23 protein-coding genes and 2 pseudogenes are annotated in these 24056 nt (G+C 52.4%); 17 read left to right on the forward strand and 8 right to left on the reverse strand.

The features are described from left to right. Positions 1-195 precede the first annotated feature (195 nt). Positions 196-522 (reverse strand): annotated as a pseudogene (locus tag INT84_RS24210) (MBL fold metallo-hydrolase); the annotation flags it as partial. On the opposite strand from INT84_RS24210, the pseudogene INT84_RS12475 reads away from it, so the two are divergent. Beyond that, positions 519-1220, forward strand: a pseudogene (locus tag INT84_RS12475) (LysR substrate-binding domain-containing protein); the annotation flags it as partial. The pseudogenes INT84_RS24210 and INT84_RS12475 overlap by 4 nt on opposite strands. Before the next feature lie 268 nt (positions 1221-1488). On the opposite strand, the gene INT84_RS12480 reads toward INT84_RS12475, so the two are convergent. Beyond that, the gene (locus INT84_RS12480) at positions 1489-2469 is read right to left on the reverse strand and encodes a hypothetical protein (protein WP_194207050.1); all 981 of its coding nucleotides are present in this window, start codon (positions 2467-2469) and stop codon (positions 1489-1491) included. A 1098-nt stretch (positions 2470-3567) separates the two neighbouring features. Next, on the reverse strand, positions 3568-3915 hold the full coding sequence (locus tag INT84_RS12485; RefSeq protein ID WP_194207051.1) for a DUF6404 family protein: 348 nt from the start codon (positions 3913-3915) through the stop codon (positions 3568-3570). 246 nt (positions 3916-4161) lie between these two features. Here INT84_RS12485 and INT84_RS12490 point away from each other — a divergent pair, with 246 nt between their 5' ends. Continuing rightward, positions 4162-4656, forward strand: a complete 495-nt coding sequence (locus INT84_RS12490; RefSeq protein ID WP_194207052.1) for a tetratricopeptide repeat protein — start codon at positions 4162-4164, stop codon at positions 4654-4656. Here the strand turns inward: INT84_RS12490 and INT84_RS12495 are convergent. Further along, positions 4622-4957, reverse strand: coding sequence for a hypothetical protein (locus INT84_RS12495; protein WP_194207053.1), 336 nt, complete (start codon positions 4955-4957; stop codon positions 4622-4624). The two genes, INT84_RS12490 and INT84_RS12495, sit on opposite strands and share 35 nt — an antisense overlap. A 271-nt stretch (positions 4958-5228) precedes the next feature. Next, complete coding sequence (locus INT84_RS12500) at positions 5229-5804, reverse strand: DUF4142 domain-containing protein (protein WP_194207054.1); 576 nt, start codon at positions 5802-5804, stop codon at positions 5229-5231. Positions 5805-6194: 390 nt separating this feature from the next. On the opposite strand from INT84_RS12500, the gene INT84_RS12505 reads away from it, so the two are divergent. The 11 genes from INT84_RS12505 to INT84_RS12555 all read left to right on the forward strand — a co-directional run bounded on the left by INT84_RS12505 (position 6195) and on the right by INT84_RS12555 (position 17885). Further along, complete coding sequence (locus INT84_RS12505) at positions 6195-7049, forward strand: tagatose bisphosphate family class II aldolase (RefSeq protein ID WP_194207055.1); 855 nt, start codon at positions 6195-6197, stop codon at positions 7047-7049. Between the two features lie 120 nt (positions 7050-7169). Continuing rightward, positions 7170-8441, forward strand: a complete 1272-nt coding sequence (gatZ, locus tag INT84_RS12510; RefSeq protein ID WP_194207056.1) for a tagatose-bisphosphate aldolase subunit GatZ — start codon at positions 7170-7172, stop codon at positions 8439-8441. A gap of 18 nt (positions 8442-8459) precedes the next feature. Continuing rightward, positions 8460-8924, forward strand: a complete 465-nt coding sequence (gene gatA, locus INT84_RS12515; protein ID WP_194207057.1) for a PTS galactitol transporter subunit IIA — start codon at positions 8460-8462, stop codon at positions 8922-8924. A gap of 29 nt (positions 8925-8953) precedes the next feature. Further along, on the forward strand, positions 8954-9238 hold the full coding sequence (gatB, locus tag INT84_RS12520) for a PTS galactitol transporter subunit IIB (RefSeq protein ID WP_176919829.1): 285 nt from the start codon (positions 8954-8956) through the stop codon (positions 9236-9238). A 4-nt stretch (positions 9239-9242) separates the two neighbouring features. Continuing rightward, the gene (locus tag INT84_RS12525) at positions 9243-10619 is read left to right on the forward strand and encodes a galactitol-specific PTS transporter subunit IIC (RefSeq protein ID WP_194207058.1); all 1377 of its coding nucleotides are present in this window, start codon (positions 9243-9245) and stop codon (positions 10617-10619) included. Between the two features lie 45 nt (positions 10620-10664). Beyond that, positions 10665-11708 carry a galactitol-1-phosphate 5-dehydrogenase gene (gene gatD / locus INT84_RS12530; RefSeq protein WP_194207059.1) on the forward strand — a complete coding sequence of 348 codons (1044 nt, stop codon included), beginning with the start codon at positions 10665-10667 and terminating at the stop codon, positions 11706-11708. A gap of 111 nt (positions 11709-11819) precedes the next feature. Further along, complete coding sequence (locus INT84_RS12535; RefSeq protein ID WP_194207060.1) at positions 11820-12593, forward strand: DeoR/GlpR family DNA-binding transcription regulator; 774 nt, start codon at positions 11820-11822, stop codon at positions 12591-12593. A gap of 278 nt (positions 12594-12871) precedes the next feature. Next, positions 12872-13444 (forward strand): fimbrial protein, encoded by a 573-nt coding sequence (locus tag INT84_RS12540; protein WP_194207061.1) that lies wholly within the window; start codon positions 12872-12874, stop codon positions 13442-13444. 73 nt (positions 13445-13517) lie between these two features. Then, positions 13518-14210, forward strand: coding sequence for a molecular chaperone (locus INT84_RS12545; RefSeq protein WP_194207062.1), 693 nt, complete (start codon positions 13518-13520; stop codon positions 14208-14210). Positions 14211-14274: 64 nt separating this feature from the next. Beyond that, the gene (locus tag INT84_RS12550) at positions 14275-16803 is read left to right on the forward strand and encodes a fimbria/pilus outer membrane usher protein (RefSeq protein ID WP_194207063.1); all 2529 of its coding nucleotides are present in this window, start codon (positions 14275-14277) and stop codon (positions 16801-16803) included. A gap of 11 nt (positions 16804-16814) precedes the next feature. Then, positions 16815-17885 (forward strand): fimbrial protein, encoded by a 1071-nt coding sequence (locus INT84_RS12555; protein ID WP_228066213.1) that lies wholly within the window; start codon positions 16815-16817, stop codon positions 17883-17885. 23 nt (positions 17886-17908) lie between these two features. Here the strand turns inward: INT84_RS12555 and rsmI are convergent, their stop codons facing one another. Then, positions 17909-18769, reverse strand: coding sequence for a 16S rRNA (cytidine(1402)-2'-O)-methyltransferase (rsmI, locus tag INT84_RS12560; RefSeq protein ID WP_194207065.1), 861 nt, complete (start codon positions 18767-18769; stop codon positions 17909-17911). 61 nt (positions 18770-18830) lie between these two features. On the opposite strand from rsmI, the gene INT84_RS12565 reads away from it, so the two are divergent. The 4 genes from INT84_RS12565 to dolP are packed head-to-tail and all read left to right on the forward strand — an operon-like array spanning position 18831 to position 22516. Next, positions 18831-20972 (forward strand): penicillin-binding protein activator, encoded by a 2142-nt coding sequence (locus INT84_RS12565; protein ID WP_194207066.1) that lies wholly within the window; start codon positions 18831-18833, stop codon positions 20970-20972. Continuing rightward, complete coding sequence (locus INT84_RS12570) at positions 20930-21319, forward strand: YraN family protein (RefSeq protein ID WP_194207067.1); 390 nt, start codon at positions 20930-20932, stop codon at positions 21317-21319. The genes INT84_RS12565 and INT84_RS12570 overlap by 43 nt, the downstream gene beginning before the upstream one ends. Positions 21320-21340: 21 nt before the next feature. Then, a complete protein-coding gene (diaA, locus tag INT84_RS12575; RefSeq protein WP_103676689.1) occupies positions 21341-21931 on the forward strand; it encodes a DnaA initiator-associating protein DiaA in 591 nt (196 codons plus the stop codon). Positions 21932-21940: 9 nt separating this feature from the next. Beyond that, the gene (gene dolP, locus INT84_RS12580) at positions 21941-22516 is read left to right on the forward strand and encodes a division/outer membrane stress-associated lipid-binding lipoprotein (protein ID WP_176919818.1); all 576 of its coding nucleotides are present in this window, start codon (positions 21941-21943) and stop codon (positions 22514-22516) included. Positions 22517-22688: 172 nt separating this feature from the next. Here the strand turns inward: dolP and INT84_RS12585 are convergent, their stop codons facing one another. Next, a complete protein-coding gene (locus tag INT84_RS12585; protein WP_194207068.1) occupies positions 22689-22997 on the reverse strand; it encodes a hypothetical protein in 309 nt (102 codons plus the stop codon). Between the two features lie 11 nt (positions 22998-23008). Beyond that, positions 23009-24043, reverse strand: a complete 1035-nt coding sequence (locus INT84_RS12590; RefSeq protein ID WP_194207069.1) for a permease — start codon at positions 24041-24043, stop codon at positions 23009-23011. Positions 24044-24056: the final 13 nt, after the last annotated feature.

The raw sequence follows: 24056 nt of genomic DNA on the forward strand, positions 1-24056 counted from the left end.
ATGTCAAACTTTATTGCATTTTTTGTATTATCACCGTTAGATTCAGGATCGGACAACTACCTGAATTTTCATTGACGGCTTTGATTTTTTTAGAATTCGGGAGTGTCTGGAGAATGTGGGTCTCCCTGTGCCAGAAGCGGACCATGATAACGTTGAAATGTGTTAATCAATAACGAGCCAGCCACGGATACCTGTTCATTTATCAGAGTATGAAATTCGGTATCCACTACCAGCACTGAGAACGTTTGCAAACCCGGCCTGGCCTAAGTGCATGCCTGCGATTAGCAGTTTTTCCCGGACCGCTTTTTCCAGAATTTTCTTTCGTGTTTCTTGGGCCAGAGCGGGAGCGTTGTCAAACAAAATGGAAACAGCCGGTTGTGCTGACTGAATATGAGGGTAATGGACAATGTCCCCCCATATTAATAAGCATTGATTATCCGAATCAATGCGAAACCCCGTATGTCCCGGTAACCATACCGGGAGAATGCCATCTGCTATTTTGTCCCCGTTAAAAAAGCGCACGCTATGCACATCACGTTCGTGAAACCCTCGATCGGCTCGAAAGGGATACTCAGTACATAATGGGAATGCCTGAAGGCAGTAAGAGTCTGGATATTGCCGTCCTGCCGACGTTTTCCAGCCGATGGCTTATTCCCCGCCTGAACGGCTTTAAATCTTTGTACCCTGACATAATGTTAAATATTGCTGCCAGAACCGATCCTTTCATTTTGCCCGGAAGTGGCTTTGACGCTGTGATTCATTTTGAACATTCCGCCTGGGCAGGCATGCGTATGCAATTTCTGTTTCAGGAAAATCTGATGCCCGTGTGCCATCCTGCACTGTTAACAAATAATGACGTCAATGAACAGTTAAACGAACTTCCGCGAATTCACCGTCGACAGAATCCAGATGCATGGCATCACTATGCCCGGGAAAGTGGGATAACCCTCGATAATCCGGGTCAGGGTGTTCGCTACGATCTTCATGAAATGGCAATAGCTGCCGTAATGGCGGGACAAGGCGTGGCACTGGTACCGCATATGTATATCGAGAATGAATTGAGTCGCGGCATGCTTGTTTCGCCCTGGCCAGCATCAGAAAGCCTGAGCAAAAAATTCTGTTTAGTAAAACCGACGGAAACTGGAATAAACGAAGTGGCGCCAGAGAATTTTGAACGCTGGTTGCTTGCTGAAATGAATACGCTGGCAAGATCTTCTTAATGCCGAAGTATGACGTTACGCCCGCTCCTGGCTCTTAGCAGACGTCATGTTCCTTGGACCTGGCCGCTTCGTGCCAGAGGAAAAACATAAATGCCCTTTCGGGCATTTATGTTTTGCTTGCAACTATCCTGATATGACTGGTTAAAATGCCATGTTGTTACACAGGCATTAATGGAAAAACAGTGCAATCAGGATAATGATTGGAATAGGTACACCTAAAAAGAATAGTAATAATGAGCGCATTTTAAACCTCTCGCATAATTAAAGATTATAAATCACGTTGACGGCCACCGAAGGTCGCACACAGGCTGGCTACGAAGGCACCTGCCAGTAGAGAAATGAATGTCCAGAGCATTAAATAGCTCGTGGCTTTGCGTGCGGTATCGGCAGCTTGCTGCGCTTTCTCCTTCGTTTCTTTTAATTTAGCCTGGGCTTTGTCATAGGTGCTCTGTACCCGCTGTTCAGCCTCTTGCTGACTGATACCCGTATTTTGAGCAATCAGCTGAGCGACATACTGACGATCTTCCTGGGGTAAAGCGCCGGTGGTAATGCTGTTAACAAATATACCGGTCACTTCGCTTAACTGTGCAGGAGAAACGGGTTGCTGAGATGCAGAAGGCGTTGCAGGAGCAGTGGGCGACGCGGGATCGGCAGCGTTGTTTGCAGGTGTGGCAGGATTGTTCGCCCTGAACATCGAATTAACAAAATAGTCCATCGACGAACCTTGTGCTCCAGACGACCCGTTCGCCATACTCGCTGCACCAGCCGCCGTGGTCGCCGCTGCCCCCCCGGCAACGGTACCCGCGATTTTAGCGCTCCCTCCAACGATGGAACCCACCGTGCTCGTTAACAGCGCAGCAGATATCAGCGCCGCCACAGCCCAGGTCAAAAAACCGTGCGCGGTATCGCGGAAGTAAACTTCGTCGCGCTGTGTATCGACCCATTTCGTGCGCAGTCGTCCGGATAAATAGCCTCCCATACCCGACGCAACAATTTGAGTAAACGTCAACCAGGCTATGGCAGCGATACCCACCGTACCTGCGTCAAGCCCGCGACTTTCCCATGGCGAAACGGACGTAAGACCTAAACCGGCACCCAGCATAAGCAAAATTAAAGAGAGGGATGCCGCTGCTGCCGCGCCGGCAAAGATGGCACCCCATGATACAGCGCTGCTGCTTGTGGCGGGCAGGGGCAGACGAGTATCGGGGTACGTGTTATTCATTGTGGCGTGCTCGTGGATATGAGTCATAGCTGTTGTCCTTTGATTAAACTTTGCGTTCGGAACCAGGAACTGACTGAAGAAACAGGAAACATAATCACCTTCAACACTAAGGCCCTTCAGGAGCCGGATGATGCCATTTATAAAAAGGAAAGCGGTAAAGCTTAAAAAATTAAAAACTAAATATCACAATGGAAATTTATTCCACGTACTAAGGATAGTAGATGATTTTTTACTAAAGGGATTTTGAACTTTAAAAATCCGTTACCATTCAAGATGGCGGGTTTTATAGTGAGCCTTAGATTTACCCGCACGCCAGAGTTAATGGCAACAGAATTACGCTATGTCGGTAGCACCAGACCTGACCGGAGACATACGAAAGAACATTCAGGGACGCAATTTCCACGGGCTAATCCGCTCTTCCCCATGCAGAATCATCACAAAACTGTTGCACCGCTAGCTTGCCTGCTGGTTGACTCCAAAGCCAGCCGCTGCGTGATCAAGGGGCGGAGATACTGCTTATCCCACGCAAGGTAGTGATCTGCTGGTATTCGCTCGGGCAGGGGAAAATACTTCCATCCAGTAAAATATAAAACTGTGATCTTCTCTCTGATGTTCAATATGCGTCGACTAATGCGCAAGCAATAACGAACTTCCGCTTTTCGCTCAGGCGGCCTTAAAACTAAAGGTTTTCCATATAACGAAATGCTTTCATCAGTTCTTCTTCAGTTAGCGGTGACACCAAACTTGAGCCGGAATTTTTCTCTATGTTTGTCAAAAGCTCTTTGCGGGTGATTCCTAACCTGTTCGCCACATGGTTAGCACAACTTCGCGCGTGAGAAGCTCTGTGCGCCAAAGGCCTTGCTGTATCCAAAACTCGTCTTCTTGATGACGAATGCGACATTGATTTCTCCTTTACCCGATACTTTATCCTTTCAGCTATTAAGAATCATGGATTTTGTCTGCCAATTTCTGCGGGGAGATACAGTAAACGTTAATTCATGCTCCACAAAAACTGAAAGTGATTATAACTGCCTCCTTTTCGCTCAAAGCAGACCGTGCAATGTACGCATGTCTGCTCTGTGCCAGAAGCGGATTTTAAGCGATGCTGAGTCGCTTGTAAGTCATTTAGAGGTTTTTCCAGTCAGGCAGATTATTGGCCTTTTTACGCCACCAGTGAAACGCTGCCATCATTACGCCAAACAGAATCCCACCGGAGAGACTTCTGAATATCACCCAGGAAGGTTGAACGCCCATACCTTGCCATATGAAAAACCACATAACGAGTCCCCATACAAGACCAAATCCGAATCCCATCATAAACGTTACTTGCCAGAATGAAGCGAAAGGTAATGGCGGGATTTTTAGTCCTAACTTCCATAATGCACGCAACAGAGGAGGAGCATAGTTGCTGCGCCACATGTTTTTACTTTCCATAATGGCAAATGCACGTTTCTTTTTTCGCTCAAAACTCATCTTTTTCTCCCTGCATGACACTTAGTCTGTTTGTGGGACCTCTGTTATGATTGCTTGCATTCACATCTGAACTGAATCGTGCAGACTTCACTTGGTATCATAACTCAAAAGAGACCGCTTAAGTCCGCTACTCGCTCAAAGCAGACATCATATTCCTCGGAACTGGCCGCTTCATGCCAGAAGTGCGCGTTGCAAACATGATTTTTTAGCGTAGTTTACTTGTAGTGAACATTTATGGAGATAATCATGAATTCTGATTTGGTAAACCATGCAATTGAATTGAGGAAACAGGGGAAATTTGAAGAAAGCAGAAATCTTTTATTCTCGCTAGTTGATTCATTTGAAGATAAAGGATCGATTTATCTGAATATAGCCTGGTCATATGACAATCAGGGAATGGAGAAGGATGCGCTTAACTATTACACTTTGTCTTTGAACGAAAAACTTTCTGATAATCAAAACTTTGACGCTACTTTTGGTTTGGCCTGTACTTATAGATGTCTTGGTGATTTACAGAAAGCAGAAAACATTTTTAGTCAGTTATATAGGAAATATCCTGAGGCATTAGAAGTAATTCCTTTCTATGCTTTATGCTTGTCCTCTCTTGGCAGAAAGGATGATGCAATTAAGCTCCTGTTTGTACTTATACTCGAGAGCCCATCTATAGAGGCAGTTCGCCCCTATTTTAAAACTCTATTAGAATATGTTAATGCTGAATATCCGGAGCCAGACCTGGTGTAGAAACGGTGTCGACCTTGTGCTGAAAAACATATGGATCTGAAAGCAACTCAAACAACTCGTCATCCGGGTAGGTTACAGCCACATGATAGTTTTCACCTGCGAATAACTTAACTGCTTCCAGGTCCTGCCAGTACGTGGCGAGGAAAAAATGTTCCCAGTTTCCCTGAGTTTCTCTGCGCACAAATGCGCCCTTGTTTCCCTGCACATTTTTTGAATGCTCCATGCCCGTTTTTTCAAGATGTTTCGCAAAACCCTCAGCATGCTTCAGTGGAACGCAGCCATGCCATGTGCGTACAATCATTCGCTATTCCTTTTCTGGTTACGGAAGGGTAACCATACCAAAGTCCGCTTCGAGCCAAAAGCGGTCCCTCGCGATATTTGCACCATGCAGCCTGGCGAATGGCTGCTTCGGGTCAATTCCAGTCGTCAACGCGTAGAACGAGTGTCAGCCTGCGACTGCAAATGGGCGAGCCTCGATCGGCACATTTACAGTACAGGACGTCCCACACCCTTCAACACGTTGAACCAGGATAGTCCAGGTCACAGGAGCATGGGCCTACCGAACAACCGGTTTACTTACCTGATGACATCTGCTCGGCAGCCTTCAGATGCTTCTCAACGACCGGCGTGTGTGCGTCGGCCAGGGCCTTCACATCCGGATCCTTGATCTTGCTGGAGTCACTTTGCAGTGTCGATAGCACCATCTTGTGGTCCCTGGTGCCGGCGTTTTCCATATACATCTTGTCAAATGCGTCGCCGCTCTGCTCTTCCAGTTCGGCGGCCATGGCCTTGTGCTTTGCATCCGGCTCAGTCGGCAGTGCCACGCCCTTTTGCTGGGCGACCGTCTGTACTTTGGTCAGGGCATCGCCGTGGTCGTCGACCATCTGCTGAGCGAACGCTTTAACGTCGCTGTTTTGGGCCTTGTTCAGCGCGATCTTAGCGGCGGCGATTTCATTGATATTGGCCTGCGCCATGTCCTTCAACGCTTTTTCGTCGCCGGAGCTTAACCTGGCGCTGGATGCGGTCTGACCTGCGGTGCTATTCTGCGCGGCGCTCGTCGGCGTCTGGGCTTGCACGCCAACAGTGCTGAACATAGCGGCTACTGCTGATACGGCTAGCAGCGCTTTCAGGGTTTTACTCTTCTGCATTTTGTTCTCCTGATGGTCATGGGTAGGGTAATTAACTGCGCGCAGCTTCGTATGAAAATGACAGCTGCAATGGTCAGTATAGTGGAACAACGGTTTTAGACGGCAGTTTACGTTATGTCCTCAACGGAGGACGGCAGGAAATGACGGAAGTAAACAAGCAGAAATTGCACAGCGCAGCGTCCAGGGTGGAGATCGGACTGTAGGCACTCCGCTCACGAACGCGTGCAACTGCTCCTGTGAACGGCGTAACAAGTATCACCCCCCCGCTAACCCTTCGAACACTTACTTTTACTTTCGATAATTTTCTTTATTAGACATTCGTCACAAAAACGATCTCCAAAACCCTATATTTTCTTTCGAAGAAAACAAACGAAAGGTTTCGGAGGCAGGATGTACGTCATATCAACCAAAGCAATGCTGCAAAAAGCACAGCGCGAAGGCTATGCGGTGCCCGCATTCAATATCCACAATCTTGAAACGTTGCAGGTGGTGGTGGAAACCGCTGCTGAGCTGCGCTCGCCGCTGATTGTCGCGGGTACGCCCGGCACATTCAGCTACGCGGGAAGCCGAAATATTGTGGCTATCGCGGGTGCGTTAGCCAGCCAGTTCAATCAGCCGCTGGCGATCCATCTGGATCATCACGAAAAAACGACGGATATCGAAACGAAGGTTCTCGCTGGCGTGCGTTCAGTAATGATTGATGGTTCCCATCTGCCGTTCGAAGAGAACGTGGCGCTGGTGAAAAGCGTCGTGGATTACTGCCACCGCTATGACGTCAGCGTAGAAGCCGAGCTGGGCCGTCTGGGCGGGCAGGAAGACGATCTGGTGGTGGAGGGTAAGGATGCGCTTTACACCAACCCGCAGCAGGCGCGCGAGTTTGTCGAAAGGACCGGTATTGATTCACTGGCGGTCGCGATTGGCACCGCTCACGGCCTGTACACCGCAGAACCGAAACTCGACTTCGAACGGCTAACGGAAATCCGCAGCATCGTTGAGGTGCCGCTGGTGCTGCATGGTGCGTCCGGGCTTCCCACTCATGATATTCGCCAGGCCATCTCCCGCGGCGTCTGCAAAGTGAACGTCGCCACTGAACTCAAAATCGCTTTTTCAGACGCGCTCAAAGCGTACTTCCTTGCCCATCCGGACGCCAGCGATCCACGGCATTACATGGTTCCGGCCAAAGCCGCCATGAAAGAGGTGCTGAAGAAAGTGATTGCCGACTGCGGTTGCGAAGGAAAGCTGTGATCGCCACGGCAAAGCGCAGTTACAGACATTTTTTTCGACCGCGATCACGAATGCTGCACTTTCTCTTTGCCTCAAATTCAAAAGATTATGAAGATAAAAAATAAGTAAACGGAGATCAAAATGAAAGCAATTATTTCTGACCATAAAGCGGGTAAGCATACCGGTATCTGTTCCGTTTGCTCTGCGCATCCGCTGGTCATTGAAGCCGCGCTGCGCTTTGACTTACAGACGCAAAATAAAGTGTTAATCGAAGCGACGTCCAATCAGGTCAATCAGTTCGGCGGCTATACGGGCATGCAACCCGCGGATTTTCGGGATTTTGTTTATAAGATCGCGGATGAAGTTGGTTTTCCGCATGAACGTATTATCCTCGGCGGCGATCACCTCGGCCCGAACTGCTGGCAAAACGAAAATGCCGCCTCAGCGATGGAAAAATCACTCGAACTGATCCGCGCTTACGTGGCGGCAGGGTTCAGTAAAATCCATCTGGATGCGTCAATGTCCTGTGCTGACGACCCGTTGCCGCTGGACCCGGTAGTGGTCGCAGAACGCGCCGCGCAGCTTTGCCAGGTCGCTGAACAAACCGCAACGGCAGAGCAGAAACGTCATCTGACTTACGTGATTGGTACTGAAGTGCCTGTGCCTGGCGGTGAAGCAAGTACCATCGGTACAGTACACGTTACCCGTGCGGAAGATGCCGCCCGCACGCTGGAAACTCATCAGGTGGCATTTCGCGCGCTGGGGCTGGATGAGGCTCTTAATCGCGTGATTGCTATCGTGGTTCAGCCCGGCGTCGAGTTCGACCATACCCAGATTATCCATTATCAGCCGCAGGGTGCGCAGGCGCTGTCTCGCTGGATTAAAGACACGCCGATGGTATACGAAGCGCACTCAACGGATTACCAGACCCGCTACGCCTATCGTGCGCTGGTACGTGACCATTTCGCCATTCTCAAAGTGGGTCCGGCGCTGACGTTCGCCCTGCGCGAAGCGATCTTTGCGCTGGCGCAGATGGAAAACGAACTTATCGCGCCGGAAAATCGCAGTCAGGTACTGGACGTTATAGATGAAGTCATGCTGAACGAGCCGGGCTACTGGAAAAAGTACTATCGCCCGACCTGGAGTCAGGCGATGGTCGATATTCACTTCAGCCTTTCCGACCGCATTCGTTACTACTGGCCGCATCCGCGTATTCGCCAGAGTGTAGAAAAGTTAGTGGCAAACCTCAGCGCCACCACCCTGCCGCTGGGACTTATCAGCCAGTATATGCCGGTGCAATTTGAACGCCTGGCAATGAGCGAACTTACCGCGACGCCGCACGATCTTATCCTCGATAAGATCCAGGATGTCCTGCGTGCTTACCGTTACGGTTGTTCTTCTGAAGTAGCCTGACCGTCATAAAGAGGATTTATGAGCCAATTGTTTGTTCGCACCGGTATTCATTTCAGCTCCTGCCAACAGGCGCTGGAACATATTGGGGAAGAGATGCTTGCGAAGGGAGTCGTGCATGAAACGTACCCACAGGCGCTGATCGAGCGGGAAGCCAATTTCCCGACCGGCATCGCCCTGGAAAATCATGCCGTTGCGATCCCGCATTGCGAGGCGGTACATGCGAAATCGCCCGCCATTTATCTGATTCGGCCGGATAACCCGGTGCTTTTTCAACGCGCGGATGACGATGGAGAAATTGCCGTCTCTCTGATTATCGCGCTGATTGTTGAAAACCCAACCGCGCAGTTGAAGCTGCTGCGTCGGTTATTTAGTGAGCTACAAAATCCGAATACGCTGGACGCGTTGCTGGCAGCATCCGATGACGACTTAGCCACGCTGTTTCGGAAAACGATCCTGGAGTCTGAGCCGTGCGCTCAGGTTTAACAACATACTGATAATAAAAGGAATACCCTATGAAACGTAAAGTTATTGTGGCCTGTGGCGGTGCGGTTGCGACCTCAACAATGGCAGCAGAAGAAATTAAAGAACTGTGCGAAGCGAACAATATCACGCTCGACCTGGTGCAATGCCGCGTCAATGAGATTGAAACCTATATGGACGGTGCCGATCTCATCTGTACTACGGCCAAAGTAGACCGCACTTTCGGCGACATCCCGGTGGTCCACGGAATGCCTTTCATCTCTGGCGTCGGGATTGAAGCGCTGCAACAGAAAATCCTGAGCATCCTCGTGGGGTAACGTTATGTTTAGCGAAATAATGCGTTATATCCTCGACTTAGGTCCAACGGTGATGCTGCCGATTGTGATCATCATTTTCTCAAAACTGCTGGGAATGAAGCTTGGGGACTGTTTTAAGGGCGGTTTGCATATCGGGATTGGCTTCGTCGGGATCGGGCTGGTTATCGGTCTGATGCTCGACTCCATCGGACCCGCTGCGAAAGCGATGGCGGAGCAGTTCCAGATCAACCTGCACGTCGTTGATATTGGCTGGCCGGGATCGTCTCCGATGACCTGGGCGTCACAAATTGCTCTGGTGGCGATACCTGTTGCCATTAGCGTCAACATCCTGATGCTGGTCACCCGTATGACCCGCGTCGTGAACGTCGATATCTGGAATATCTGGCACATGACCTTTACGGGCGCAATGCTGCACCTGGCAACGGGATCGTACTGGATTGGCATTCTGGGCGTAGTGGTTCACGCGGCGTTTGTTTACAAGCTGGGCGACTGGTTTGCCAAAGACACGCGGGATTACTTTGGCCTGGAGGGGATCGCTATTCCGCACGGTAGCTCGGCCTACCTTGGCCCGATCGCGGTGCTGGTTGACCTTATCATCGACAAAATCCCAGGCCTGAACCGTATTCACTTCAGTGCTGACGACGTGCAAAAACGCTTCGGTCCTTTTGGCGAGCCGGTGACCGTTGGCTTCATTATGGGGATTGTGATCGGTCTGCTGGCGGGTTACGACGTGAAGGCCGTGCTGCAACTGGCGGTGAAAACCGCGGCGGTCATGCTGTTAATGCCGCGCGTGATCAAACCGATTATGGATGGTCTGACGCCTATCGCAAAACAGGCGCGCAAACGTCTACAGGCGAAATTTGGTAGTCAGGAGTTTCTGATAGGTCTGGACCCGGCACTGCTGCTCGGCCATACCTCTGTGGTTTCCGCCAGCCTGATCTTTATCCCGTTAACCATCCTGGTGGCCGTCGTGGTGCCGGGTAACCAGGTACTGCCGTTCGGTGACCTGGCAACTATCGGCTTCTTCGTGGCGATGGCGGTGGCGGTGCATCAGGGCAACCTGTTCCGCACGCTGATCTCCGGAGTCATTATTATGGGCATTACTCTGTGGATCGCAACGCAGACTATCGGCCTGCATACTCAGCTTGCCGCCAACGCAGGCGCGCTGAAAGCTGGCGGCATGGTGGCGTCAATGGACCAGGGCGGTTCACCGATTACCTGGCTGCTGATCCAGCTTTTCACCTGGCAGAACATACTGGGCTTCGCCGTGATTGCCATCATTTATGTACTGGGCGTCCTGCTCACCTGGCGCAGAGCGCGCAACTTCGCCGCGGCAGAAAAAGCAGCCGCTATCGCGCAACAGAGCCAGACCGCTTCTTAATCTTATGGGGAGCCTTCGCTCCCCTTTACATTTCTGGAGGATCTTATGAAATCAGTGGTGATCCACGCTGAGGGAGACGTGCGCGTTGAAGAACGCCCCATGCCAAAATTAGAAACCGATGATGACGTACTGGTGAAGGTCGTCAGTTCAGGTTTGTGCGGTTCAGACATTCCGCGTATTTTCGCCCAGGGGGCGCACTATTATCCTATTACGCTGGGCCATGAATTTAGCGGCTATGTTGAATCCTGCGGCGCAAATATTACCGACCTTGCGCCGGGCGACGCGGTGGCCTGCGTCCCGCTGCTGCCCTGCTTTCACTGTCCTCAGTGCCAGCGGGAGTATTTTTCGCTCTGCAAGCAGTATCAGTTTGTCGGATCGCGCAGCGAGGGCGGTAACGCTGAATATGTGGTAGTAAAACGCGCCAACCTGTTCCGCCTGCCTGCCGCTATGCCGATTGACGATGGCGCGTTTATCGAGCCTATCACCGTGGGGCTGCACGCCTTTCATCTGGCGCAGGGCTGCGAAGGGAAAAACGTCATTATTGTCGGTGCCGGAACGATTGGTCTGCTGGCGCTCCAGTGCGCACGCGAACTTGGCGCAAAAAGCGTAACGGCGATCGATATCAATCCGCAGAAGCTGGCGCTGGCAAAAGAGCTGGGTGCGACCCACGTATTCAACAGCCGGGAAATGAGCGGACAGGAGATCCACACGGCGCTGACGGAGATTCAGTTTGACCAGTTGGTGCTGGAGACCGCGGGTACGCCGCAAACCGTTTCGCTGGCTATCGAAATCGCCGGACCGCGCGCGCAGCTGGCGCTGGTCGGCACGCTGCATCACGATCTGACCCTGACCTCCGCGGTCTTCGGGCAGATCCTGCGCAAAGAGCTGTCGGTGCTGGGAAGCTGGATGAACTACTCCGGTCCGTGGCCTGGCGAAGAGTGGGCAACGGCGGCGCGGCTGCTGAGCGAAAAAAGACTCCAGTTGAAGCCGTTGATAGCCCACACTGGAAATGCAGAAAGTTTCGCCAAAGAAGTCCAGGCGCTCAATGGTGCGCCAATGCAGGGCAAGATTATCCTCAAGCTCGCTTAACCTATACGAGCCAGCAACCTGAGCTGGCTCACACTTACTTTCGAAGATTGGCGTTCACCTTTCACTACCCTTCGATTAAACTAAAGTCAGCTAATCATCAGGCAAATTAACATGAACTCATTTGAGCGAAGGAATAAAATCGTCGATCTGGTTAATTCGCAAGGCAGCGTACTGGTTTTGGATCTTTCGAATACCTTTGGCATTTCTGAAGTCACTATCCGCGCCGATCTGCGTTTACTGGAAGATAAAGGCTTAGTCACGCGCTTCCACGGCGGCGCGGCCAGGCCCGGTACTAACTTAATCGAAAACGACAATCAGGAAGTGGTTCTGGAGGAGCGTTATCAGCTCGCCAGCGATCCGAAAAAGCGCATTGCCCAGGCCGCTGCCGCCATGATTGAAGAAGGCATGACCGTTCTCCTTGATAGCGGAAGCACGACGTTACTGGTGGCAGAAGCGCTGGCAAAAAATACCAATATCACCGTGATTACCAATAATCTGCCTGCGGCGTTTACCCTCTCAGACAATAAAGACATTACCCTGGTGGTATGCGGCGGCACCGTGCGCCATAAAACCCATTCCATGCATGGCACCATCGCGGAGCGTTCGCTACAGGGAATTAGCGCCGATCTGATGTTTGTGGGCGCAGACGGCATAGATGCCACTAACGGGATCACGACGTTTAATGAAGGTTACTCCATCAGCGGCGTCATGGCTGCCGCCGCGCATAAGGTCGTCGCGGTACTTGATGCCACCAAGTTTAACCGTCGCGGTTTTAACCAGGTTCTCCCCATGGAAAAAATTAACTGCGTTATTACAGATGCAAGTATTAGCGAGGAAAATAGAAAAGCCGTAGAGAAAACCGGCGTTGAGTTAAAAATCGTCTAAAATAATTGCCCGATCATATAAGCATCGGGCACAGGTTTTTCCCTCTCGCCCTGCAATATATTCACCAAAATTATTAATAAATCCTGTTTTACGCCACGGAAACGCGCGCGTCTTATTTCTGCACGGGTGTTTGCTCTCTCGCATAAATTTATTCTGAAAAATCCCCCACCAATATTGCATTAGCAAAGCTACAGGGTACGATTTGATACCATCAAAGTTATTAAAGTGTTGAATGTATTTAAGCTGTATAAGCTCATTAATTAAGATAAGGAAATGTTATGAACAATTTTACAAAATGTGTAGCTGCCGGCCTGTTATCACTCGCAGCCGGGAATGCAATGGCGACCGATGGCACGATTGAATTTACCGGTGAGATTTTAAATAGCACCTGCGAATTCGAAAATAGCGACGTCATTAATGTCGAATTAGGACACTACGCCGCTAACCAATTTAAAAGCATTGGCGATCGCTCACCCGCCATTCCTGTTGATATCCCTTTAAAAAACTGCCCAACAGAACCATGGGCTCACCTCGACGGTAACACGGATAACTCCTTCCAGGTTTGGCTGGAAACCCGTAGCGGCGGCACGACAGGCGCGAATAATGAACTGGTGGCTGTCACCGGTATGGAAACCGCAGCCACAGGGGTTGGTATTCGTATCGACAGAGCCAGCGATGGCGCTCAGATGGCACTGAATAAGCTAACATCGCCAAAAATCAGCTTTACCCCTGATGAGGATGGCAAGGCTACTGTAGGGTTACAGGCCTATTATGTCTCTACTGTAGCAGCGTCATCCATCACACCAGGGGAAGCTAACGCCTCTGTTGACGTAACTATCGATTATCGTTAATACGTAATTCCTCTCTCTTTTCCCTTCGGCAGAGGGGAAAAGAGAGCTTTCTGTGACGGTTAGGGATGACAAAATGAAAAAAAGAGTAGCCTGTGCACTGACGCTACTACTGAGCAGCTGGAGTTATCAGAGCATCGCGGGAGGGATCGTTCTTGAAAGAACACGCGTCATTTATGATGCCACGAAAAAGGAAGCGGCCCTCCCTATTGCTAATCATAGTGAGAAAATGCCGTATTTGTTGCAGTCCTGGGTAGATAATGCCGAAGGAGAATCACGCGGGCCTTTCATCATTACACCACCATTATTTCGTCTTGATGCAGGTGAGGATTCATCCTTGCGAATTATTAAATCTGAAGGATCGCTGCCGCAGGATAAGGAATCGCTCTTTATCATCAATGTAAGAGCGATTCCCGCACAAAACAAAGCGGACATAGATAAAAACAATATATTAACGCTGGTATTTAAAACCCGGCTCAAGCTTTTTTATCGTCCCGCCGGCTTGAAGGGAAGGGCTTTCGATGCCTATAAATCTATTAAATACCAACGCATCAATAATTCATTGGATGTATATAACCCATCGCATTATTACGTCGTATTTGCGGGCTTATCTCTGGGTCGTACCGATCTGACGGATAAAATTGATTATATTGCCCCTGGTCAACATATACAGCTTCCTTTACCTGCTACTACAGAAAATACCGTGAAGTGGGCAGCCATTAATGACTTTGGCGGACAAAGCGAAACGGAGACTTTCAGGCTCCAGTAGTCCCGGGCGCTACTGTTATAAATATTATTAAATTTAAGCAACATAATAATTATTCAGGGAATAAATGAAGAACAATACGGCAAAAGAAAGCCTCCCAATACCTGCGATAAAACGCCTGGCATTTTTGATCACCTGCGCTTTGCAACTCACGATTTACGGTGGATGCCTGACAGTGGGTACGGCCTGGGCAGATGATTACTACTTCGACCCTACGTTACTGGAAACCAGTAAAAGTGGTCAGCAGGCGGTAGATCTTTCCAGCTTTTCACGGGAAAACGCCCAACTTCCCGGCGAATACATTGTTGATATCTATATTAATAAAAAGAAAACGGTACAACGAAAAATCACATTTGTGGCTAACGATAATCATCGACTGACTCCCCTCCTGACCATCGGGCAGTTACGTGAACTGGGCTTTAAGATTGATGAATACCCACAGCTGGCAGATCAGGACGAGCAAAAAAAGGTTACCGATCTGGCAAGCGTTATTCCGGGTATCAGCGCTGACGTTGACATCAACCATGGGCGCTTGAATATGAGCGTGCCGCAGATCGCATTGTATCGTGATGCAAGAGGTTATGTGGATCCCTCCCGCTGGGATAGCGGCACCCCCGTTCTTTTTACGAACTATACGTTTACGGGTTCGCAGAGCCGTTATGACAGTGGCGATCATAATGAACGTCAATACCTCAATATGCAGAACGGTGCCAATATTGGTCCCTGGCGGCTACGTAACTATTCTACCTGGTCACACGACAGCACGCGTTCACACTGGGACAGTATCAACAGTTGGCTACAACGCGATATCAAAAGTCTAAAATCACAGCTCATTATTGGTGAAAGCGTAACGGACGGTTCTGTATTCTCCAGCCACCAGTTTACCGGTGCGAGACTATACTCAGACGAAAGCATGCTGCCTAACAGTCAGCGTGGGTTTGCGCCCACCATTCGCGGTATTGCTAACTCCAGCGCCATCGTGACGGTTCAACAAAACGGCTATACCATTTATCAAAGTAATGTGCCGGCGGGTGCGTTCGAGATTAACGATCTGTACCCCTCGTCTTTTAGCGGCGATTTAGATGTTACGATTGAAGAGTCTGATGGCACGATCCGTCATTTTGTCCAACCCTTCTCTTCCCTGCCAATGATGCAGCGACCGGGACATATCAAATACAGTGCTACGGTAGGCCGTTTTCGGGCAGCAAGCGCAGATGACAGTAAAGAGCCCGAGTTTCTTGAAAGTACCGCCAGCTATGGCCTGAACAATACCATTACGCTGTATGGCGGCCTGACCGCCTCAGAAGACTATCGCGCTCTCGGAGTCGGTATAGGTAGCACGCTGGGCATTTTAGGGTCGCTATCGATGGATATTAGCCAGGCAAACACGCAGTTTGACAACGGCGATAGCGATGACGGCTATGCCTGGCGCACCCAGTATATTAAAGATATCGCGGAGACCGGCACCAGCCTGTCGTTAAGTTATTACCGTTATACCAGCAGCGGCTACTTCACTTTTTCTGACGCGAACCAACGACACCTCAATAGCAGCGATCGTCAGCGTAGTGAGACCCAGTTTAGTTTGAATCAGGATCTGTTCAACGGTATCAGTTTCTATACCTCGGGTTCTCAGCAGGAATACTGGGATAAAGACCAAAAAGACCGAAATCTGTCTGTCGGGCTCAACGGTAATGCCTGGGGAATCGGCTATAACCTGAGCGGCCAATTTACCGACTATGCTGACCGGGACAGCGATCGGACCTTATCGCTTAGCATTAGTATCCCGCTGGATCGCTGGCTTTCTCATGCACAGGCGACCTGGCGGGTCACCCATCAGAAAGAGGAATCCACCCAGCATGAAGTCGGTATTAACGGATCCCTGCTGGATGATCGTCGTTTGAGTTACAGCCTCAAACAGCGTCAGAGTGAAGACAGCGATTACACTGGCAGCAGCCTTTATGGTAGCTATCGCTCCGCCTATGGAACAATCAATGCTGGTTATGATTACAGCTCTCATAACCGGCAGCTCAGCTACGGATTATCTGGCGGTATTGTTACTCACGCGCACGGTGTCACCCTCTCCCAACCACTGGGCAATGCTTTCGCCCTCATTGATGCGAATGGTGCATCGGGTGTGAAAGTGAAAAATTACCCAGGTATTGCTACCGATTACTTTGGCTATGCGATCATTCCTTATCTGACCGTTTATCAGGAAAACCGCATCATGCTGGATACCACGCTGATGCCGGATAACGTAGACGTGGCGGAAACCGTACAAACCGTAGTGCCTGACCAGGGGGCGGCGGTCACCGCGCGTTTCAACGCTCAAAGTGGCTATCGGGTATTGATAAAACTGACCGACGGTCGCGGCAAGCCGCTGCCGTTTGGCGCCATCGCGACAAATGACGCTCAGCGCCAGCAAAGCATTGTTGATGACGGTGGCGTGCTGTACGTCACGGGCGTTAACGATCGTCCACAGACCTGGTTAGTGCGTTGGGGAAGCCAGACAGATCAACAGTGCCAGTTCACCTTCAGCCTGCCGGAAAGCGAGGGGCGCCAGGCCTCGGTACTCAGCGGATCGGCGCAATGTCGTTAAGGACTACCATTATGAAAAGCATTATCTCACCCGCTGCTGTGGCCATCATCTCTCTACTGTCCCTTGCCCCCGCCTACGCCGTCACTGGCACATGCGAGGCCGAGGGTCGTTTTATCGGCGACGCCAGCAACGACTGGCCGCAAGAACAAAACGTCACCGGCTCGACCCAGGAAATCCCCGCTCCGCTTGTGGGTAACGCTTATCAGATAGAGTGCGGTTGTGCAGCCAATAGCACGGTGAATATTTACTATAACGTGGTTAGCGCTCTGGTGAAGACAGGTAAGCTATCCGGTTACTATCAGCTTAATGATCACCTTGATATTAAAACCGAAGTGAATGATATCCCTGGCGCAACGGCTGTCACCCCGTTGAATAATAAAATTATCAAGGAAAGCGGCTCCTATAAGGTGGGTAATACCAGGGGCAGCGTTTGCCGTGATGATCCACCAGAAACACATGCCGCCCCCGTCACTATTGGCGCTAATACCACGCTGACGCTCTATGTCACGAAACCCTTTCTGGGTGAGTTGGTGATCCCTGATACGCATATCGCCTCCATCCAGGCGGGATGGAGCAACTCGTCATCGGCTCCGAATATCAACGCGCTGGAGGATATCGCCGAGTTACACATTCAGGGAAGCATCACCGTGCCGCAAGACTGTAAGATTAACCAGGGGGATGCCATTCAGGTCGACCTTGGTTTCATAAACGCAGGCCGTTTTACCACGAAGAATGAAATGCCTGAGGGTTATACCCCTGTTACTTTCGATATTACTTACGACTGTGGGGATACCTCAAAGATAAAGAACAATATGGAAATGATCATAGAAGGTGAGGATGTTGCCAGCCAGTATGTACTGGTCGCCCGTCGGAGCAGCGATAACGTGCCGGATGTGGGCATCCGCATGAATAATACCTCTGAGGGGAATATCAACATCCCTTTCAATAAAGGATCCATTTCTGTGGATCCTTCCGGGCGAGGTAGTACAAAAATGCACGCTTATCCCATCAATCTGGTCGGCGGAAAACTGCAACCCGGGAAATTTCACGGCAAAGCAACGATTACCATTGAGGTAAAATAGCGTGCAGGCCCCCGGGGTGAATATTATTCCTGCTGCGCCAGCGCATATTTATACAGCGCGTTTTTCTTCACGCCGTGGATCTCCGCGGCGAGGGCAGCCGCTTTTTTGAGCGGCAACTCTGCCTGTAATAGCGCCAGGGTTCGTAGCGCATCAGCAGGCAGACTCTCCTCCTGCGCTTTATGGCCTTCGACAATCAGCACCATCTCGCCTTTACGCCGGTTTTCATCCTCTTTCACCCATGCCAGCAGTTCGCCAACGGGCGCGCCGTAAATGGACTCCCAGGTTTTGGTCAGCTCGCGCGCCAGCACCACATAGCGAGATTCGCCCAGCACGGCGACGATATCCTCCAGGCTATCCAGAAGACGGTGAGTGGACTCATAAAAAATCAGCGTGCGCGGCTCTTCTTCCAGCGCTTTCAGCGCATCGCGACGGCCTTTTGATTTGGCGGGCAGAAACCCTTCGTAGCAGAAGCGATCGGACGGCAGCCCCGCCGCGCTCAACGCGGCGATGGCGGCACACGGACCGGGCAGCGGGACGACGCGAATGCCCGCTTCGCGGCAGGTACGCACAAGGTGATAGCCCGGATCGTTAATCAGCGGCGTACCGGCATCCGACACCAGCGCGATGTTCTGCCCTTCTTTCAGCTTCGCCACCAGCGTTTCAGCTTTTTGCTGCTCGTTGTGATCGTGCAGTGCAAACAGACGGGCGTTAATGGCAAAATGCTGAAGCAGCAAGCCGGTATGGCGCGTATCTTCCGCTGCAATCAGGTCAACATCCTGCAATACGGCGAGCGCACGTTGCGTGATATCAGCTAAATTACCGATGGGAGTCGGTACAATGTAGAGCTGACCGTGAGAATTATCCGCCGATTGGTGTTGTTTCATTGTTTAGTCCGTATTGCCGATTTAATATTGAGCATCGAATAAAAATATCACTGGATACAGTATGGTACTGTCAACGCTTCTTCGTTCGAAAGCCGCTCGCGGCCTGCCGGTCATTCTGGCAGCCCTGATTTTCGCTGGTTGTGGCACTCAAACGTCCGATCAGAGCACGGCCCATCTTGAGGGGACGGCGCAGGCTGATTCCGGCTATTACCTACAGCAGATGCAGCAAAGCTCAGATAATAGCAAGACCAACTGGCAATTACTCGCCATTCGTGCCCTGCTGAAGGAAGGTAAGAGTCAGCAGGCGATGGAACTTCTCAATCAGTTACCGTCGCAATTAAGCGATGCGCAGCGTCGGGAGCAGGCGTTACTGGCAGCGGAACTGAAGGTAGCGCAGCAGGATTATCCCGGCGCGCAGGCGTTGATGGGGAAAATAAATCCAGGGGATTTAGACAAAAATCAACAGATCCGCTTCTGGCAGGCCGCTATCACCAGTCTTCAGGGACGCCCCTCTCTGGAACTGCTGCGTTCGCTGATTGCCCAGGAGCCGCTGCTGGCGGCAAAAGAGAAGCAGGCCAATATCGACGCTACCTGGCAGGCGCTCTCCGCCATGACGCCGGAGCAGGCGCAGGCGCTGGTCATCAATGCTAACGAAAACGTGTTACAGGGCTGGCTGGACTTGCAGCGCGTCTGGTTTGATAACCGCAACGATCCGGACATGATGAAGGCCGGGATTGCCGACTGGCAGAAACGCTACCCGCAAAATCCGGGGGCGAAAATGCTACCTTCCCAGCTGGTGAATGTGCAGAATTTTAAACCCGCGTCCACCAACCGGATTGCACTGCTGCTGCCATTAAACGGCCAGGCGGCTATTTATGGCCGTACTATACAGCAAGGGTTTGAAGCCGCGAAAAACGGCGCGCCCCAGGTTGATGGAAGCGCGGTGCCGCAACAGGTCGCGCAGGCGGCCTCGGCGGATAACGGCGTCATCAGCCCGTCACAGGCGGAAGTTAACGATCTGACAACGGCACAGCAGGCACCGGTTGAAGCTCCGGGGAATGAAGCGGCAACGCCGGTACAGGCTCCGGGCAACGAGGCGGCAGCACCAGTTCAGGCTCCGGCAACGCAAAGCGCGACGCCTGCCGAAACTCAGGCAGCCACGCCGGATCAGGCTCCTGCGCCAGTCCAACCGACCCCGGCACCACAAACCACGGCCGTTGCCGCCACATCGGCCAATCCCTCTGCCGAACTGAAAATCTACGACACCTCTTCTCAGCCCTTAAGTCAGATCCTGGCGCAGGTCCAGCAGGATGGTGCCAGCATCGTGGTGGGACCGTTGCTGAAGAACAACGTCGATGAACTGGTGAAGAGCAATACGTCCCTGAATGTACTGGCGCTTAACCAGCCGGAAGCGGTGGAAAATCGCCCTAATATCTGTTATTTCGCGCTCTCTCCAGAAGACGAAGCGCGCGATGCCGCACGCTTTATCCACCAGCAGGGCAAACAGGCTCCACTGGTGCTGATCCCGCGCAGCGGGCTGGGCGATCGGGTGGCCAATGCGTTTGCTGACGAGTGGCAGAAACAGGGCGGCGGCACGGTGCTGGAGCAGAAATTTGGTTCTGCTTCCGAACTGCGTGCATCCGTCGGCGGTTCCGGCATTGCCTTAACCGGTAGCCCGGTGAGCGCCAGTCAGCCGCAGCAGAGCGTGACGGTTGCCGGATTGACTATCCCGGCACCGCCAACGGATGCAGAAATCTCCGGTGGTCGCGTGGATGCCGCTTATATTCTGGCAACGCCGGAAGAAATTGGCTTCATCAAACCGATGATCGCCATGCGCAACGGTAGCCAGAGCGGGGTTACGCTGTACGCCAGTTCGCGTAGCGCGCAGGGCACCGCAGGCGCGGATTTCCGTCTGGAAATGGAAGGTCTGCAATACAGTGAAATCCCGATGCTGGCGGGCAGTAATCCGGAATTGATGCGACAGGCGCTGGCGGCGGTACATAACGACTACTCGCTGGCGCGTCTGTATGCGATGGGCGCAGACGCCTGGTCGCTGGCGAATAATTTCTCGCAGATGCGTCAGGTCCAGGGTTTTGAACTCAGCGGCAACACCGGCGATCTGACCGCCAGCAGCGATTGTGTGATTAACAGGAAGTTATCATGGCTCAAATACCAACAGGGACAGATTGTTCCGGCGAATTAACCCGTAAGCAAATTGGCGACGCGTGGGAGCAAAAAGCGCGTCGCTGGCTTGAAGGCAAAGGACTGCGTTTTATCGCCGCCAACGTAAGGATGCGCGGCGGTGAGATTGATTTGATCATGCGTGACGGGACGGTGACAGTCTTTATTGAGGTCCGTTATCGCCGCAGCACCTTTTACGGTGGTGCGGCCGCCAGCGTGAGCAGAAGTAAGCAACACAAATTATTACAGACTGCCCGCTGGTGGCTCGCCCGTCAGAATGGGAGTTTTGATACTGTGGATTGCCGGTTTGATGTGGTAGCCTGCGACGGCAGCCACATTGAATGGCTAAAAAACGCCTTTGGCGAATAAACCTGATAGTTAAGGGATACTGTGCTCGAACGAATTAAAGTGTGCTTCACTGAAAGCATTCAGACTCAAATTGCCGCGGCGGAAGCGCTGCCTGATGCCATTTCCCGCGCGGCCATGACGCTGGTGCAGTCGCTGCTTAACGGCAACAAAATTCTCTGCTGTGGTAATGGAACCTCCGCCGCCAACGCACAGCATTTTGCTGCCAGCATGATCAACCGTTTCGAGACTGAACGTCCAGGTTTACCCGCAATGGCACTTAATACCGATAACGTGGTCTTAACCGCGATTGCTAACGACCGTTTGCATGATGAGATCTACGCCAAGCAGGTTCGGGCGTTGGGCCATGCCGGAGATGTGTTGCTGGCTATTTCAACGCGCGGCAATAGCCGCGATATTGTGAAAGCGGTGGAAGCGGCGGTCACGCGCGATATGACTATCGTTGCCCTGACCGGCTACGACGGCGGCGAACTGGCCGGGCTGCTGGGACCGCAGGACGTTGAAATCCGCATCCCTTCTCACCGCAGCGCGCGCATTCATGAGATGCACATGTTAACGGTCAACTGTTTATGCGATCTGATTGATAATACGCTATTTCCTCACCAGGACGATTAAGGAGTACACATGAAGGCATTTTCGCCCCTCGCAGTCCTTATTTCCGCGCTGCTTTTGCAGGGGTGCGTAGCTGCGGCGGTTGTCGGCACGGCCGCCGTGGGAACCAAAGCGGCAACCGATCCTCGCACCGTGGGCACTCAGGTAGACGATGGAACGCTGGAACTCCGCGTCAACAGCGCGCTGGCTAAAGACGCGCAAATCAAAAAAGAGGCGCGCATTAACGTCACGGCGTATCAGGGCAAGGTTCTGCTGGTCGGCCAGGCACCGAATAGCGACCTCTCCTCGCGCGCGAAGCAGATCGCGATGGGCGTGGACGGTGCAACGGAAGTGTTTAACGAGATCCGCCAGGGCAGCCCGATTGGTTTAGGGACCGCGTCTAACGATACGTGGATCACCACCAAGGTCCGCTCTCAGCTGCTGGCGAGCGATCAGGTGAAATCCTCTAACGTGAAGGTCACGACCGAAAACGGCGAAGTGTTCCTGATGGGGCTGGTGACGGATGCCGAAGCGAAAGCCGCAGCGGATATGGCCAGCCGGGTGAGCGGCGTGAAACACGTCACAACCGCGTTTACGTTTATTAAGTAACAGGCAGCCTCGTTGTGAGGCCGTACCCCTCATGCCCGGTGGCGCTGCGCTTACCGGGCCTACGAACAGCACCAGACCGTAGGCCGGGTAAGGCGAAGCCGCCACCCGGCAACGCGACCATTCAGGCGCAGACGCCGTGCCACTTTGCCCGGTGGCGCTGCGCTTACCGGGCCTACAAACAGTACCAGACCGTAGGCCGGGTAAGGCGAAGCCGCCACACGGCAACGCGACCATTCAGGCGCAGACGCCGTGCCACTTTGCCCGGTGGCGCTGCGCTTACCGGGCCTACGAACAGCACCAGACCGTAGGCCGGGTAAGGCGAAGCCGCCACCCGGTAACGCGACCATTCAGGCGCTGACGCCGTGCCACCTTGCCCGGTGGCGCTGCGCTTACCGGGCCTACAAACAGCACCAGCCCGTAGGCCGGGTAAGGCGAAGCCGCCACCCGGCATGACAACGATGCCGTAGCGGCGACAGGTCATCCGGCATGGCCTTATAACAGCGCAATACCACCAACAATCGCGCCGCCCACGGCCACCAGCCCTCCGGTTAGCCACAGCGCCTTTGCCGGAAACGCTTTACGCAGCATCACCAGCGATGGCAGGCTGACTGCCGGTAGCGTCATCAACAACGCCAGCGCGGGAGCCGTGCCCATACCGGCCAGCATCATGGTCTGCACAATCGGGATTTCAGCGGCAGTCGGGATCACAAACAGACAGCCCGCAATTGCCATCGCCGCGACCCAGAAGAGGGTATTCCCCACCACGCCATCGGCATGCGGAAATAGCCACACGCGGGCCGCGCCCAGTACCAGCACCGCCAGAATATAAACCGGGATGGTATTCCAGAACAGCGTCCATAGCGCCCGTCCCCAGCGGGAAAAGAAACTTCCCTCCACGGTGGCATCCGGGATGGTGACCGTGGTGGTTTGCGCCGTATCTTTCACCAGACGCTGCACCAGCGTGGCGACAATCAGCACCATCGCCAGCCCGGCAACCAGACGCACCAGCGCGAACTGCCAGCCGAGCACAAATCCCATAAACACCAGCGTGGCCGGGTTCAACAGCGGATTACCCATCCAGAATGCCAGTGCGCCGCCCATCGACACCTGCTGACGGCGCAGCCCGACAGCCACCGGTGCCGCGCAGCAGGAGCACATCATGCCGGGCAGCGAAAAAATCGTCCCCAGCAACGTTCCCTGAAAGCGAGGCTGGCCCAGGGTGCGCAGCAGCCAGTTACGCGGGATCAGCACCTGTACCAGCGATCCGAGGATCACACCGAGTACGGCGGCTTTCCATACCGCGAGAAAATAGACCAGCGCATAATCCCACGCCGCCTGAAGCGGGCTGGAATCGGCCTGAGCAAGGATTGATTTACCGATACTGTGAGTTTCGGCGGCAGTGAATGCTTTACCGTAATAAGGCTGCCATTTCACATACCAGAGACCAACAATAACAACGAGAAAAAAAAGCGCAGGCTTCCACCACTGACGTGACAGAGCCGATTGAGATGAAGACTGACCAGTCATAACATTCCCCGGG

The sequence above is a fragment of the Superficieibacter sp. 1612_C1 genome (genome assembly GCF_015234305.1).
Lineage (GTDB): Bacteria > Pseudomonadota > Gammaproteobacteria > Enterobacterales > Enterobacteriaceae > Superficieibacter.